15 protein-coding genes and 1 pseudogene are annotated in these 15,117 nt (G+C 68.1%); 14 read left to right on the top strand and 2 right to left on the bottom strand.

The window, feature by feature from the left end; all coding sequences use genetic code 11:
* The 7 genes and pseudogenes from AB0950_RS38315 (at position 1) to AB0950_RS38285 (ending at position 5,101) form a co-directional block, all read left to right on the top strand.
* On the top strand, positions 1-270 hold the full coding sequence (locus AB0950_RS38315; RefSeq protein ID WP_366780563.1) for a hypothetical protein: 270 nt from the start codon (positions 1-3) through the stop codon (positions 268-270).
* 428 nt (positions 271-698) lie between these two features.
* A complete protein-coding gene (locus AB0950_RS38310; protein ID WP_366780562.1) occupies positions 699-1,223 on the top strand; it encodes a hypothetical protein in 525 nt (174 codons plus the stop codon).
* 384 nt (positions 1,224-1,607) lie between these two features.
* Positions 1,608-2,390: a DnaB-like helicase N-terminal domain-containing protein gene (locus tag AB0950_RS38305; RefSeq protein WP_366780561.1), complete on the top strand. Its 783-nt coding sequence runs from the start codon at positions 1,608-1,610 to the stop codon at positions 2,388-2,390.
* Positions 2,276-2,950, top strand: coding sequence for a DnaB-like helicase C-terminal domain-containing protein (locus AB0950_RS38300; RefSeq protein WP_366780568.1), 675 nt, complete (start codon positions 2,276-2,278; stop codon positions 2,948-2,950). The genes AB0950_RS38305 and AB0950_RS38300 overlap by 115 nt, the downstream gene beginning before the upstream one ends.
* 130 nt (positions 2,951-3,080) lie before the next feature.
* Positions 3,081-3,602, top strand: a pseudogene (locus tag AB0950_RS38295) (XRE family transcriptional regulator); the annotation flags it as partial.
* A 335-nt stretch (positions 3,603-3,937) separates the two neighbouring features.
* Positions 3,938-4,519 (top strand): hypothetical protein, encoded by a 582-nt coding sequence (locus AB0950_RS38290; RefSeq protein ID WP_366780560.1) that lies wholly within the window; start codon positions 3,938-3,940, stop codon positions 4,517-4,519.
* A gap of 234 nt (positions 4,520-4,753) precedes the next feature.
* Positions 4,754-5,101 carry a DUF4158 domain-containing protein gene (locus AB0950_RS38285; RefSeq protein ID WP_366780559.1) on the top strand — a complete coding sequence of 116 codons (348 nt, stop codon included), beginning with the start codon at positions 4,754-4,756 and terminating at the stop codon, positions 5,099-5,101.
* A gap of 17 nt (positions 5,102-5,118) precedes the next feature.
* Here AB0950_RS38285 and AB0950_RS38280 read toward each other — a convergent pair whose 3' ends face one another.
* A complete protein-coding gene (locus tag AB0950_RS38280) occupies positions 5,119-5,286 on the bottom strand; it encodes a hypothetical protein (RefSeq protein WP_366780558.1) in 168 nt (55 codons plus the stop codon).
* A 182-nt stretch (positions 5,287-5,468) separates the two neighbouring features.
* Here AB0950_RS38280 and AB0950_RS38275 point away from each other — a divergent pair, with 182 nt between their 5' ends.
* From AB0950_RS38275 to AB0950_RS38245, 7 genes are all read left to right on the top strand, one after another.
* Positions 5,469-8,570, top strand: a complete 3,102-nt coding sequence (locus tag AB0950_RS38275; protein WP_366780557.1) for a hypothetical protein — start codon at positions 5,469-5,471, stop codon at positions 8,568-8,570.
* A gap of 125 nt (positions 8,571-8,695) precedes the next feature.
* Positions 8,696-9,289 carry a recombinase family protein gene (locus tag AB0950_RS38270; RefSeq protein WP_366780556.1) on the top strand — a complete coding sequence of 198 codons (594 nt, stop codon included), beginning with the start codon at positions 8,696-8,698 and terminating at the stop codon, positions 9,287-9,289.
* 689 nt (positions 9,290-9,978) lie between these two features.
* Positions 9,979-11,076 (top strand): ABC-three component system protein, encoded by a 1,098-nt coding sequence (locus AB0950_RS38265; RefSeq protein ID WP_366780555.1) that lies wholly within the window; start codon positions 9,979-9,981, stop codon positions 11,074-11,076.
* Positions 11,073-11,534: an ABC-three component system middle component 2 gene (locus AB0950_RS38260; protein ID WP_366780554.1), complete on the top strand. Its 462-nt coding sequence runs from the start codon at positions 11,073-11,075 to the stop codon at positions 11,532-11,534. Before AB0950_RS38265 ends, AB0950_RS38260 begins: the two co-directional genes overlap by 4 nt.
* Positions 11,527-13,347 carry a hypothetical protein gene (locus AB0950_RS38255; RefSeq protein ID WP_366780553.1) on the top strand — a complete coding sequence of 607 codons (1,821 nt, stop codon included), beginning with the start codon at positions 11,527-11,529 and terminating at the stop codon, positions 13,345-13,347. Before AB0950_RS38260 ends, AB0950_RS38255 begins: the two co-directional genes overlap by 8 nt.
* Positions 13,348-13,509: 162 nt before the next feature.
* On the top strand, positions 13,510-13,641 hold the full coding sequence (locus tag AB0950_RS38250) for a hypothetical protein (RefSeq protein WP_366780552.1): 132 nt from the start codon (positions 13,510-13,512) through the stop codon (positions 13,639-13,641).
* 80 nt (positions 13,642-13,721) lie between these two features.
* Positions 13,722-14,306 (top strand): hypothetical protein, encoded by a 585-nt coding sequence (locus AB0950_RS38245; protein WP_366780551.1) that lies wholly within the window; start codon positions 13,722-13,724, stop codon positions 14,304-14,306.
* 354 nt (positions 14,307-14,660) lie between these two features.
* On the opposite strand, the gene AB0950_RS38240 is transcribed toward AB0950_RS38245, so the two are convergent.
* Positions 14,661-14,837 carry a hypothetical protein gene (locus tag AB0950_RS38240; RefSeq protein ID WP_366780550.1) on the bottom strand — a complete coding sequence of 59 codons (177 nt, stop codon included), beginning with the start codon at positions 14,835-14,837 and terminating at the stop codon, positions 14,661-14,663.
* Positions 14,838-15,117: the final 280 nt, after the last annotated feature.

Here is a 15,117-nt window from a genome sequence, read left to right as displayed (position 1 = left end):
GTGGCGCAGAGTATCTCAGTGGAATTGGCGGGATTTACCGATCTGTTCCGGGATCTGGAAGAGTACGTAGTGTCTCTGGATCGCATCCTGTCGCGCATCGGGGCCGGAGAAGATCCCCGCGTTCTCCTTGAATACGTGGTGGAGTACGGACTTCCTGCGCGACTGGCTCGAGCGCGTGAATTCGTGGGTGACTCTTTGGAGCGCGTTATCGGCGCGGAAGCTCTGGAAGAAATAGCCGAACAGGTCAAGGGGTATAGAGATGGAAAGTAACGCGGAAGTTGCCCCTCACGGCATCGTCGAGATGGCTGGTGAGGTCATTCCTCCTACTTATCGAGCTTGTTGGTCCAGGTCCTAAATCAAGTGCGCTCCTGCGATCATTGGGCAGTTTTAGCGAAGTCGGATCGACCGCGAAGAGAGGGAGGAATGTGAGGTTGTAAGAGCATTTTAATGCGCTACGCCGGTTAGTCTTATTTCCTGACAGAGGCGGAAGTTGAGTGAAGAGAAGGCAAGGAATATTCGCAGTCGCATGTGTATGCGTTTCCATGGCATTGGCCGTTGGCTGTTCTGGGCATGGTTCCAATTCGTCCGGGCGGGCTGGCAGTAAGACTGCGGCAGCGAAAGCAGCCCAGGCACGCGGGGGTGTCTCGCCAGTGCTGACACGGAAGCAGCTCGAGGGCGCTGTGCTCAAGGAGGGGGACGTGGCGGGGTGGGAGGTGACGGTTCCCAAGTCGGCTTCAGGACCGGTTGGCGGGCCGCGGATGCTGGCTGACAAGGTGGCGTGCCAGCCGGTCGCCGACGCGCTGAGTGAGGGCGGAACCGTCAAGGCGGTTGCCACGGTGGAGCGCAGCGCGGTGGCCAAGGATCGTTCCGGCGTCCTGGTGCGGATTCGTCTGACCTCGTATGCCTATGCAGATGCCGACAAGGTCATGGCCGGTCTGGCAAATGCCGCTATGGGATGCAAGGGCTTCACCGGCACGAGCAGCGCTGGCAAGCAGCATGTGGGCGTGGCGCAGTACGGCGGGTACCTCACGGCTCAGGGCAGCGTCTCTCTACGGCTCACGACGAAGATCGGGCAGCAGACCCTGCCCGTGTATTTGGACATCGGTCGAGTCGGCAACTCGGTAGAGTACTTCATGACCTTTAACGTCACGGGAGACGATCCCGGGACCGGATCGACGACTGCGCAGGTTCAGCAGCATGTCAAGCTGACTGCAGCTCATTGACCTTGCCTTCGAAATAGCCGCGCGCTGGCCCTACCCGGCTGGACGGATGAGTCTGGCAGCCCGTCGCCCAAACGAACATCTCCATTTCCCCGAGCTCACAGACTGCGGGATCTCGCTTGACAGCTCCCGAGTAAATACTGAGCCACCGAATCCGTTGCTGTACTCGGAGAGCCGCCACAGTGCGCGGGCACACTTGTCATTCATTTCCGGTGAACGTTGTTGATGGAGTTGCGGCAGGGGGACCTCGTCTCCGGACCCGCCGGCAGCGCTGGTGGCTGCCTGCACGGCGTGCGACAGCAACGGCTGGGTCCTGGACTACGACCCGAACGCACCGATGCGGCGCTGCACTCATCCGGACGCGACGGCGGGAGCGGAGGCCGGGCGATGAGCAGCCAGGAGCTGGAGGGGTACAGCAAAGAGGCCGAGGCCCACGTGCTGGGGGCGTGCCTGATGGCGACTGCGGCCTACGACGTCGTGGCCGATGCCGCCCGGATCTGGAAGGACGGCGATGCCCTGTCCCCGGCCAACCAGCCGGTGTGGCAGGCGATCGTCCGCCTGCACGGGGCGAGCCGGCCCACGGGCGTGCCGATGGTCGAGGCCGAACTGCGCCGCACCGGCGACCTGGACCGCGCCGGCGGCCTGGTCCGCCTCTCGCAACTGGCCTCGGCCGCCTGCGGCCCCGGACAGGTCGAGCACTACGCGGACCCGGACCTGGTCCAGGGACACGCCGCGGTGCGCCGCTATCAGGCAGCCCTCGCCCGTGCTCAGCAGACGGCGGGCCTGATCTCCCCGACCGACGTGGCCGACGCGATCCGCGCCCACCAGGCCGACCTCGACGCCCTGGCCGTCGGCGACGGTGAGGCGGATGTACTGTTCGGCCGCCTCGGTGACCGCCTGCACGAGCACCTCAAGGCGCTGGAGGCGCCGGTCGAGGCGGCGGCCGTGACCGGCTTGATGGACCTGGACGCGGTCGTGAAGATGCGGCCGGGCAACGTGATCGTGGTGCCGGTCGGCCCGCCATGGGCAAGTCCGCATTCACCCTCGGTGCCGCGCTGGCCAACGCCGGCAGCGGACGGCCGACGCTTGTGCACTCCATGGAGATGGGCGAGCCGGAAGTCCTCAACCGCGTGCTCGCCTCCCGGGCCACGGTGGGACTGCATCACCTGATGGACGGTGGCCCGGCCATCGAGGACGGCGACTGGGCGCGCATGCTGCGCATCCTGCCCGACCTCACCCGGCTGCCGCTGTGGATGGACTATGCCGCCCGCGTCTCACCCAGCCGGGTCCGCCACCGGATCAAGGCCCTCGCCCGGGAGACCGGCCGTGCACCGCTGGTGATCATCGACTACCTCCAGCTGATGGAGACCGACCAGCGCAACGGTCGGCAGACGCCGTATGAGCGGGTCTCCGAGATCAGCCGCGAGTTGAAGATCATCGCGGAGGAGACCGGCGCGGTCATCGTCTGCTGCGCCCAGCTCAACCGCGGCTCCGAGCATCGGGAGGGCAAGCGGCCGATGGTGTCGGACCTGCGGGACTCGGGGCAGATCGAACAGGACGCCAGCGCGATCATCCTGCTCCACCGTGAGGACGCCTACGAGCCCGCCAGCGAGCGGGCGGGCGAGGTCGATCTGATCGTCGGCAAGAACCGCAACGGACCGACCTGCACCGTGACCGTCGCCCATCAGCTGCACTTCGGGAGGATCCGGGACATGGCCCGGGCCGACTAGCACCCCCGCACACGCCCCTGAGCGCCCCTCTCGCGGCCGATCACCTGGCCCGGCGTCAAATCCCCTCGCCGGGCCGGTAGATCGGCCCCCACAAGCCCGCACGGCCGATCTTGAAGGGAAGCCCTTTTCGATGGGCATGGTCTCCGACAGCCTGGACCGCGCCATACAGCGCGCCTTCACCCGTCCGATCCCGAAGTCCGCCGGCGCCCAGATGCGCTTCCTGGTCCGCCAGCTCAAGGGCACCCGCCCGGTGGCCGAACTTCTCGGCGTCTCCCAGCGCACCGTCGAGCGGTACGTCAAGGAACAGATCCGCCGCCCCCGGCCCGACCTCGCCCAGCGCCTGGAGGACGCCGTACGCGCCCGCTGGCAGCCCGCGTCCGCGAGCAGGCCCGCCGCCAGGCCGCCACCGCCACCGGCCTGGTCATCGAAACCCGCGCCCGCTTCGGATTCACCGCCGCGCCCGGTACCACCGACGACGCCCGCGTGCGGCACCTGACCATCGCCCCGCGTGCGGCACCTGACCATCGCCCTGCCGCCCGCCTACGCGGCCCGCCTGTTCGACGCCCAGCAGGCCGGCGCCGGCGAGCGGCAGCTGCGCGACATCACCGCCGAGGGCATGGGCGAGATGTACTTCCGCGACGGCGGCCGCCGCACCCCCGCCCAGCGGGCCGCCGTGATGGCCGCCCTGCCCGCGCTGCTCGGCCGGGCGGCGGCCGAACTCGGCTGCCGCAGCAGTGCCCTGCTGTACGTGGGGGAGCCGTACGCCCAGGCGGTGGACGACACAGCGAGGCAGCACGGGTACCAGTCCGTGCTGCTGGGGGCCGAGGGCGTCCAGCACCTCCCTGACACCACCGACTGGGACGGTTACCTGGCCGGCCTCGGCAGCCACCGCCGCCGGCGGATCTGCAAGGAGGTGGAGCGCTACGAGGCGGCCGGCTGGCGCACCGTCGTGCGCACCGGAGCCGATGCCCTGGACGACTTGGACCGGTGATCCCCCGTAGCTTCCCGCCGGCGCCGGGCTGGTCGCCGGACGGTCACCGCATCAAGTCCGAGGTCGACTACGGCCGCGGACCGGAGAAGACCTGGGTCTACGGCGCTCTTCGGGTACGGGACGGACACGCAGTCACCATGACCGCCTCTTCCCGAAACAGCGCCTCCTACCAGCAGTTTCTTCAAAGGGTCGAGGCGGTCAACCCGGCTGGCGACATCTACGTGGTCTTCCGTGAACAGTGGACCGCTGACGCGATCACGGCCGGGGCCTTCGCCACCCTCGTGCACGACGCGGGCAACGTACTCGGCGACCTCGCCGACGCCCTCTGCACCTGCGAGACGGCGCTGCAGAACGCCGAGCATGGGGCCACGCGCAAGGGCCTGCCGATGGCCGCCAAGGGCGTCGTCGCACCGATCGTCACCCCCGACCCCAAGACGGCGGCTGCCCTGAAGGAGTACGAGGCGGCCCGCACCGAGATCAGGCCGCTCGGGACCATCTCGCCGGGCATCGCGACGTGCGCCGAGTTCCATCCCAACGTCACGCTTCCCGCCCTTTCGGTCCCAGCCGCCGACGGCTGATGGCTCGCCGCCCATCGACATGGAGGCCGTCACCCCAACCTGGGGATGGCGGCCTCCGCGTCTATTGGTACAGCTCGATCTCAGGCGACCTGCGGGGGGAACGCATGCGGAGTTGGGTTGCCGGTAACGGACGTGACACCAGCCCCAAACGGGGCCTGGATCTTTCGCTGTTCAGCGGCTCTGACCGGTGCTTGTCCGGAATGATGTCTGGTTGTGGGGCGGCAGCCGGTTGGTATGGACGAGTTAGTCGAGCACTGGACGGTGCTCGATGACGAGCTGGGGCTCGTGGCGGGGAAGCGGGGCGGGACGCGCCTGGGCTTCGCTCTGCTGCTGAAGTACTACACCCGGCACGGCCGCTTTCCTCGTGGGCGCGGGGACTTCCCAGACGAGGTAGTGGAGTTCGTCGCTCGGCAGATGAAGGTGCCGGCCGCCGACTTCGACGCGTACCAGTGGTCTGGCAGCACGATCGAGTATCACCGTGCGCAGATCCGCGAGCACCTGGGCTTCCTGGTGTGTTCGGTGCAGGACGCGGAAAAGCTGACGGCTATCGGCGCCGTCACAGCGGTCGGGGGCGGGCGGTGACGGCGGGGGCCGGGCCGTCACTTGCGGCCGCGCACGGCGCTGATCAGGACGGCGACGGCGCGCAGAACCTGGGCACGGTCCCGCGATGCGGTGCCCTTCAGGGCGATGACGACGATCGACAGGGCCGCGGTGGCCGCGACCACCATGCCGGCCACCGGAACCAGGGCAACTGCGATGACTGTCATTGGAGTCCCTCCCAGTGGAGCGGCCGTCGGATCCCGGCCGCCGTGGGAACAGTCCAGCGCCGATGCCCGCCGCAGCTGAACACTTACCGGACGGGCCGGATCACATGGGCAAAAGACGAGGTGAGAGAGGAGACGGGCGCCTGTCCTGCCGGACGCGCCGGACACCGGGGCTGGGAGAGGGGATGGCGTTGAACGGGGACCTGAGCGCCGCACGGCAGGCACTGCGCGACGAACTGCGCGAGCTGGAGCGTCGAGCGTTGAGGGGGCGGCGGCAGCGGACCCAGGCGATCGCCGTGGCCAACGAGCGACAAACCGCGGCTGGCCTTCCGAAGCTCACGCCGACCACGGTCGGCGGCTGGTTCGAGGCGGGCACCCCGGCACGGGACTTCGAATCCCTCTGGGCACTGGTCCGGGTACTCCTGGAATGGTCGGAACAATCGCAGCTCCGTAGTCCGAGGGGTCCGGCCGAGGTGGCGGGCAAACTGAGGGCGGCCGAGGCGAAGTGGACGGCGCTGTGGCGGCAGGCCAAGAACGCCGCACCTGCGGCCCCTGCGCGGTCCGGCTTGGAACCGCGGATCAGCGCCTACCTGACGGCTGCTCGACAGGCGGCACTGCAGCACCCCTACCCCGGCATCCCGGGCGCGGAGGGAGGTCTTCCTTCGCTGGCCGACGTCTACGTGCGCCAGCACGCCCGGGGCCAAGAGCCGGATGACCCGCACAATCCGGACACCATGGGGCGCCCGGGCCCAGGCGGCGCTGCGGGCACCACAGTGGCCGCCACCGAGGTCTTCCGTACGGACAGCAGCATCTGCGTGCTCCTGGCCAGCCCCGGGGGAGGCAAGTCCACCCTGCTGCGTGCCCACCTGGCCGAATCGGCCGCCCGCTGGCTGAGCAACCGCGCGGGCAAGACGATCCCGGCCCTCGTGAGCGCACGTGACTTGGCCGACACCGACGTGCTTCCCGCCTTGCTCGCCAAGGCCACCACCAGGGCGCTGAGCCGGTTCGGGCTACTGGACGATTTGACGGCGGAGTTCTTTCGTCGTCAGCCGCGCACCGGGGTGCCCTGGCTCGTGCTCGTCGACGGCCTCGACGAGATCCCCGACACCGACACGCGCAGGACGGTCCTTCGGTTGCTGGTCGGTGTCACCGCCGGGCAGCCCGCGCTGTACCGGTTCGTCGTGGCCACCCGCCCCCTGCCCGCTAGGGAGCTCGACACCCTCGGCTCTCAGGTACCGCGTTTCCAACTGCAGCCCTTCTCCAGCGACAACCTGCTCGACTACGCCACGCAATGGTTCCGTGGCCTGGAGAACCCCGGCCGCCATGCCAAAGTGTTCATCAGCGGGCTTCAGCGCTCTCGCCTGGACGTCCTGGCCCGTACCCCGCTGATGGCCTCCATGCTCTGCCAGCTCTATGCCGCCGACCCCACCCGCCCTCTGCCGAAGGGCCGTACCGGGGCCTATCAGGCATTCGTCGACTTGATCTACGAACAGAACACCCACAAACCGCTCGCGAGCGCCCATGACGAGGCAATCCACCGCCTGAAAGACCGCCACCAGATCCCCAGGGACTCCCAAGCCGCCAAGCAGGCCGCGGAGCTGGTGCGCGATCGTCTACCAGAGTTGATCGACGAACTGGCTTACAAGAGGATCAACGGCGACCCCGCTCCCGCCATCGTGATACTGGCCTCACACCTGCACGTCAACCGCCCGCCGAAGGTGAAAGAGGAGCTCTGGGAGTCTTTCCTGAGCGACCTCCTGCGGACCACCGGCCTGCTGGCCCAACGCGCGGACGACTTCGACTTCCTCCACCAGACCCTCATGGAGTACCACGCAGCCCGCCACGCCACGCGCGATGACGAGGCCCGCATGCATCTGCTCGATGCCCTGTTCCCCCTCGAAGAGCCTCCCGCCGGCGACTGGGAGCCTCCGGACCTGGACCCCTCACACCTCGGCTTCCTCCTCGACCAACTCCTCGAACCTGAAGATCACATCGCAGTCGATGCCGCCCAACGCATCCAGGCTCGTATCAGGCCCGGAGGAGGGAATGCCTGCCGATTCCTCGTCGGACAGGTGCGTCTGAGAACCAACCTGCGTCAAATCCCCACTGCCGACCGACTCACCTGTTTTGCCCAGGACACCACCCTCGACGGCTCCGACCGCGTCGAGGCGGCTGAGGCCTTGGCAGGGCTGGACGGACACATGGAGGCGGCCACCCGCCTGCTCACGAACCTCGCCAACGACCCCACCTTGTCCAGCTGGGATCGCCGGTGGGCCGCCGAGGCTCTGGGCGGGGTGGACGGACATGCGGAGGACGCTGCCCGCCTGCTCGCCAGCCTGGCCAACGACACCACCCTCGGCCGCAGCGAGCGCGTGAAGGCCGCCGCGGCTCTGGGCGGGGTGGACGGACATGCGGAGGACGCTGCCCGCCTGCTCGCCAGCCTCGCCAACGACACCACATCCCCCGTCGACGACCGTCGGTCCGCCGCCGAGGCTCTGGGTGGGGTGGACGGACATGCGGAGGACGCTGCCCGCCTGCTCGCCAGCCTCGCCAACGACCCCACCTTGTCCAGCTGGGATCGCCGGTGGGCCGCCGCGGCTCTGGGCGGGGTGGACGGACATGCGGAGGACGCTGCCCGCCTGCTCGCCAGCCTGGCCAACGACACCACCCTCGATAGCCACGAGCGCCTTTGGGCTGCGGAATATCTGGCCAAGGTTGACGGGCATGTGGACGAAGCCGCCGCCGTGCTCGCCAGCCTGGCCAACGACACCACCCTCGATCGCAGCAACCGAGTGTGGGCCGCGCGGTCACTGGGGGAGTTGGACGGGCATGCGGAGGACGCTGCCCGCCTGCTCACCACCCTCGCCAACGACACCACCCTGCCGGGCGGCGACCGTGTGAAGGCGGCGCAGGCTATGGGCAAGGTTGACGGGCATGTGGAGGACGCCGCCCGCCTGCTCGCCAGCCTCGCCAATAACACCACCCTGCCGGGCGGCGACCGTGTGAAGGCGGCGCAGGCTATGGGCAAGGTTGACGGGCATGCGGAGGACGCCGCCGCCGTGCTCACCACCCTCGCCAACGACACCACCCTCGACAGCGATGGCCGCGTGTGGGCCGCCGAGGCTCTGGCCAAGGTTGATGGGCATGCGGAGGACGCCGCCGCCGTGCTCACCACCCTCGCCAACGACACCACCCTCGACCGCATCGACCGTGAGCGGGCCGCGCGGGCTGTCGCCGACCTCCGCATCCAACGCGGCGCCGATGCGCGAGGCAGCGCTGTCCGATAGGGGATCCCCCAACGGACACCCGCGATCTTGACGACTGAGCGACAGCGATCAGCCCTGACGCTGTCTCATTTAGGGTGTCCGGTGATCTGTACGGTCAGCGGGGGCTATCCGTACGCTCCTGGGCCGTGACCGGACTCCTCACGGGCTACGCCCGCTGCTCCACCGACACCCAGGGCCTCACCGCCCAGCGGGAGATCCTCATCAACCTCGGCATCCCCGAAGACCGGATCTACCTCGACCGCGGACTGACCGGCACTCACCGCAACCGGCAGGGCCTGGACCCGGCCCTGGCTGCCGTGCGCGCCGGCGATTCCCTCGTGGTGCCCAAGCTCGACCGCCTTGCCCGCTCCGACGCCCGCGACATCGGCGACTCCCTCGTCGCCCGCGGCGTCAAACTCTCCCTCGGCGGCAGCCTCTACGACCCGGCCGACCCCATGGGCAAGATGTTCTTCAACATCCTGGCCACGTGCGCCGAGCTTGAGGTGGACCTCCTGCGGCTGCGGACCCGGGAGGGTATGGCGGTCGCCAGGGCCAAGGGCAAGCTGAAGGGGAAACAGCCGAAGCTGACCGCCCGGCAGCAGGCCCACCTGGGCGAGCAGCACGCAACCGGTGAGCACTCCATCGCCGACGTCGCCGAGTTGTTCTCCGTCAGCCGGGCCACGGTGTACCGGGTCCTGGACCGCCCCCCAAGCATCCTGACTCACCACAGTCTGCGCTGACCAGGGCGAACCGCTTCGTTTGGGGCTGGTGGCAGATCCGTTATCGGCACCCCGAGTTGGTGTCAGCCTGTTCGTAGGGTGCCGGGGTGGCAGTTACTCAGGAGACGATCAAGCGCCTTTTCGGGTCGGCTGTGCACTGCGCTGCGCCGGACTGTCCCTCACCGCTGATGGTGCGCGACAGGGGGCGTGAGTTGGTGGTTGCAGAGGTCGCCCACATGCGGTCCGGGCAGAGGGGTGGTCCCAGATTCGACCCGACCTTTGACCGCTCGCGGTTGGATCTGTCAGGGAATCTGCTGTTGTTGTACCCGACGCATCACGTGCTGGTGGATCGTGGCGAGTATCCGCTGGAGGAGTTGCTGCTCTGGAAGGCGGATCAGGAGCGGCAGGCAGAGCGGTGCTGGCGGCGGCGGGGGCTGCCTTATCCGGTGACCCTGGCGTGTCCCGTCACCTACAGAACCATGCAGCGCGGCGAGAACTGTACGTGGAGATCGCTCAGGCTTTGGACGACGAGTTCTGGGCGACTGTCGCGGAGAGGCGATCTTCCGGCCTCGCGGAATGGCCCGTGCGCCGGGACGCTGCATCGTCACCGTCGGTGTCTCGACGGTGGCTCTTTTGTGAGCGATCGATCAGTGATATCCCTAGGCACAGCCGTTGCAACGGCCACCGACCGGGCTGCACGAGGGGGGAACGTGTCGGATCAGACGCGTGCGCCACAAGGCGATCCCGCCGAACCGCCGCTGGTGCTCAAGGGCCCGGCGATGCAGTTTCCGTACATGCCGAGCCCCAAGAAGCTCGTCTTCGGGTACGACCCGGACGAGTTCGAGGAGTTCGTCAAGGAGTGGGTTCCGGCCCTTCAATCGGAGTATGTGCGGGTGGAGCGGCGAGGCGGCAGCGGAGACCACGGCATCGATGTGGCCGCGTACCGCAGTGCGCAGGGTCTGGAAGGGCCGTGGGACAACTACCAGTGCAAGCGCTACAAGAGCGCCTTGAACTGGAGTACCGCCGCAGGTGAGATCCGCAAGATGTTCGTCGGGGTGGTGCTGGGGCATTTCGTCCTGCCCACCCAGTACGTCTTCGTCGCCCCGGCGTTCGCCCGCAATCTGCGCACGGCGCTGGCGAAACCGGCTCAGACCCGTGCGAAATTCCTTGAGGAGCTAGCCGAAACGAGTGATGAGGTCATCACTCGGTTGACGGCCGATCAGCGGCAGGAAGTGGCCCAGCTGGCCGAGCAGACGGACTTTTCGATGTTCGTGCCCGTCGACATGGACCGGATGCTCGAACAGCACAAAACCACCCCGCATTGGGCCGCCCGGTTCCCCGACGAACCGCGCGAACGCCCCGCCGTCAGGCTGCCTCCGGACGAGCATGATCCCGAGGAGGCCCGCTACGTTCAGCAGCTCGTGCGGGTCTACGCCGAGCGGTGGAAGGCCGACGCCGACACCCTGGAACTGATCACGCAGCACCCCACGGCCGGCGCTCACATGCGCCGGCAGCGCGAGGCGTTCTACAGCGCCGAGTCGTTGAAACGCTTCGCCCGGGACGCCTATCCCGACGGACACTTCAATGCGGTCATGGACGACGTCTACACCCATACGGTAGAGGTGGCCGACAAGCGCTTCGAACTTGGCTGGGACCGGCTGCAGGCGGTCCTGGAAGCGGCCGGTGCTGTGGCGCTGACGGAGACAGTTCTCACCCGGTATGTGAGGCCCCTGGACCGCAAGGGGGTATGCCATCACCTAGCGAACGACGGCCGACTGGAATGGTGTGAGGAAGGGGGAGACGCGTGAACCCGCTCAACAGCCCGCTGGAGATCGGGGTGCGGGCACTGGTGCTGCTAGCCGAGAGCCACCCCCAACCGCTCGACCTGGCACAGCTGGCCGTCCTTGACCATGCCGTCCTCCACAGCGGCGACCTTGACGGCCCGCCCTCCCTGCACCCTTCCTTGCCCGGGCACTCCGGTGAACTGGGCATGAAGCGCACCGTGCTGGAACAAGCGCTGCTGGTCCTCATCCGTGCCGGGCTCGCCGATGTCGAAGCCGATGAGACAGGACTGGTCTACCGGGCCACCGAACGCGGGCCCGCTTTCGTCGACATCCTCGAGGCCCCCTACGTGGAGCGGCTGCGCGAGCGCGCCGAGTGGGCCGTGCACCACTGGGCCCCCGACACCGACGTACGCCAGGCCACCGCGGAACTCCTGAGCGGCTCCCTGTCCGCATCCACGCCATTCGAAGGCCGACGTGAGTGAACTGCAGCTGACCCATCTCACCTACTGCGGAGCCAACCTCCCCCCGGCGCAGATCATCTTCGGCCCGGAGCTGACCGTCATCTACGGGGCCTCCAACACCGGCAAGTCGTTCATCGTAAAGTCGATCGAATACATGCTGGGCGGCGCCGACCTGGCGATGGTCTCCGAAGGCGCCGGCTACACACAGATCCTTCTGGTCCTGCTCATGCCGGACGGCAGCCCGCTGACGCTGCTGCGCGCTCCTGACAGCAACAGCATTTTCCTCTACCACGCGGATCTGCGCGATTTTGTGATGGGCACGCCGGACGCGTCGGTCACCGCCGTCCACAACGCCCGCAGCCGCAACAGCCTCTCCATCCACCTGCTGCGCGCGCTCGGCCTGGACGAGGTCCTGATCCGCAAGAACGAGGCCGGCGGCACCCGCCCCCTCGCGCTGAGCGATTTGCTGCACCTGTCACTGGTTACCGAGAACCGCATGGTCGGTGATGTGCCGCCGGTGCTGCGTACCGGGACCGCCACCACGCGGACCGCGGAGCTGTCCGTCATGCGGTTCCTGCTCACCGGGGAAGGCGATCCGGCCGTGGACACCGGCCTCAATGCCGGGCAACGCCGCGTCCACAAAGGCCAGATACAACTGTTGGACCAGCTCGTCCTCGACCTGTCGTCCAAACTCAGGACCCAGGAGAACGAGCGCCAGCTCCGTGACCGGCTCATCCGGATCCGCACCGCGCTGGACGAGCAGTCCGCACCGCTGCGCCGGGTCAACGAATCCCACCGCGAAGCGGTCGACTCCCGCATGGAAGCCGCCCGGGAACTGGCCACCCTTGATGAGCGGCTGACCGAGGTCAGTGACCTACTGGGCCGCTTCAAGTTGCTGGAGGCCCAGTACCGCTCGGACCTGGACCGGCTGGCCATGGTCAACGAAGCGGGCAGCATCCTCGGCTACTTCAAGGTCGGCACCTGCCCCTTCTGCGGCGCCGAACGCGAGCACCAGCAGCCCAGCCACCGGGCGGAGGAAACCACCCAGCTCCACACCGCCGTCGCGGCAGAGGCCGCCAAGACGACCGCCCTGCTGCCCACCATCGCCGACCTGGAAGGCGAACACACAGCTCTGATCAGCCGCCGGGTGGAGGCGCAGTCCGACATCGGCGTGTGGGACCAGATCATCACCGAACTGGAAGGCGGCATCGCCGCACTGCGCTCCGACGTCGAAGAGCTGGTCGAGGAGCGGTCCGTCGTCGAGCGGGAACTGGAGCTGCAGGCCCGCATCGCGGAGCTCGACGACAAGAGATCCCGCCTCGTCGGTGAGGGGGCCGTTGCCACTCCGCCCCCGACCCAGCACATCCCGACCGCCACGGTGGGCGACTTCGACTCCATCCTCCAACAGACCCTCAATGCCTGGCAGGTACCGGCCGCCGACCACGCCGAATACGACCAGTACTACGCCGAGATCCGCGCGGGCGGCCGCAAGCGGATTGAGTGCGGCCAAGGGATGCGCGCGGTCTTGCACTCGGCGTTCACCACGGCGCTGGCCCGCTTCTGCATGGACCGGGACCTGCACCATCTCGGCTTCGTCGTCCTGGACTCACCCGTGGTCACCTACCGCGACCCGGAACCCGACGACATCGACGATGTGGAGCTGACCTCCACCGTCGTGGACCGATTCTACAAGGACATGCTGTCCTTCCCCGGCCAGGCCATCATCGTCGAAAACGGCGACCCGCCCACCAAGGTGCTCTCCGAAGCCGTCACCTACCACTTCACCGGAACGGCAAGCGGCAGAGCGGGCTTCTTCCCCTCATCGATGCACTAGCACCGAACCAGCTCAAGCTGCCTGGCACCCCCATATCGAGGGCGTGAAGCGGCTGCTGCGGTGACCGCCTTGGCGGCCCGGCCCGGGGCCGCTCGCGATGCCCGTCGTCCTGTCCTTCTGCGCGCGAGCCCCGAGAAGGGGTGAGGGAAGGAGGTGACCCGAATGATCTTTTGTAGCAAGTGCTGGCACCGCGGCTCCCACGCCAGCGACGGCGGCATCAAGTCGTCGTGTGAGCTGTGCCCGACGTGCCAGGCCGAGCGCCGCAAGGCCGCCGAGAAGGCCCCGGCGAAGTAGACCGGACCTCCAAGGGGCATGACCCCCGGCCCGGCTCGCTGGTACAACACGTCTGTCCAGCACCGACGAAGGGGGACCGTGTGGTCGGCGAGCCCGCCAAGGGCATGACCCTTGACCTGTACGAGGCACGCGATGACGCCCAGGTCCACGGCCTGGGCGTCATGTACCGCAACTACCAGCTGGAGGAGCTGGAACGCACCGGACAGGCAGGACTCGGACTGCCCGTAGCCACCTGGCTGGCAACGGCGTGGATCCGCTACGGCGACGAGAAAGCCGGGTTCGTCTCGCTGGACGTGCGGCGCTGGGCGCTGGAGCTGGTGTACATCGAACCCGCCTTCCGGGGGCGCGGGCTCGCCCTGCTCGCGGTCGCCGACATCGCCCGCAGCCGCCCCGGGCGCCTGGCCGCGAAGACGCCCCTGTCGCCGAGCGGCGAGGCCCTGGCCAACCGGTTCGGCCTGGTCCTCGCCGAGCACACGCCGCAGGAAGCGGCGAAGGCCGCAAGGCAGATGAGGGAGCTGCACGAGGCCATCCGCAACAACTGCCGGCACGGCAAGCGCTCGGGAGACCCGCGCCAGGTGTGCCAGCGCTGCTACCGGGCGTGGATCGAGGAGAACACGCCGCAGATCGTCTTCCACCACGCGCAGGAGATGCGCGCCTGTCCGTGAGGCCCGCCCCGTCCCGGTTCCAGCCGTGGCGTCGCGGTCCCGCCTCCACGCCAGCGTGTACAGTCGACGGCCGACATCGGCCCGGCCTCGACGGGTTCTAAGGCCTACTGAACTTTAAGGAAGAGACCGGCACCTCAGCCAAGTGCCGTGGGGTGGGGCGGCGCCGCGCCGTCCCGCACTGTCCGTACGGCGCTCAGTCACCTCTCCGCATCGGGTGGCGGTGGCCGGTCTGTTCCTTAAAGTTCAGCATCGGGTCTCGCAAGTGCGGCACCTCGGGAAGGATGCTGCCAGTGCAGATCGAATCCATCGCCGCCCTGGCCGCCTCCGCAGCCGCAGTCCTGGGCGTCTCGGTCGCTACGCGCGGCCCGCCAAGCCGCCGAACTCACCGCCCGCGCGGCCCATGATGACCAAGTCCGCCGACACGCACGGCGAGACGCCGCTGTCGAATTCGTCATCGCCGTCGAGAAGGCCAAAGGGGCAGCGCTTCGGCTCTACGAGAGCGACGACCCCGTCGAGGACTACCTCATCCACGCCGAGCACCGCGTGCCCCTGGACGTCAGCCGGTCTCTGGCCGTCATCCGCATCGAGGGGCCGGTCGCCGGGCGTCCAGAGCTATTCGGCGGGGTGCATGGTGCCGTTGTCACTCTCGCTGGTCACGAGGTCGTACAGGCCGGTGGTCGTCATGCGTTCGCTCCGGTGCTGGTGTCGGCCGCTTTAGACGGTGTCCTATGTGGTGAGGCGGAGCAGTCGCTTGTAGCAGCACAGTGCTGCAGCGAGGCCAAGAAAGGCGAGGTAGTTGCGAGGATGGCGT

The sequence above is a fragment of the Streptomyces sp. NPDC007189 genome (assembly GCF_040703635.1).
GTDB lineage: Bacteria > Actinomycetota > Actinomycetes > Streptomycetales > Streptomycetaceae > Streptomyces.
The sequence above is the reverse complement of the archived record's forward strand: the minus strand, read 5'-3'. Positions and strand labels throughout refer to the sequence as shown.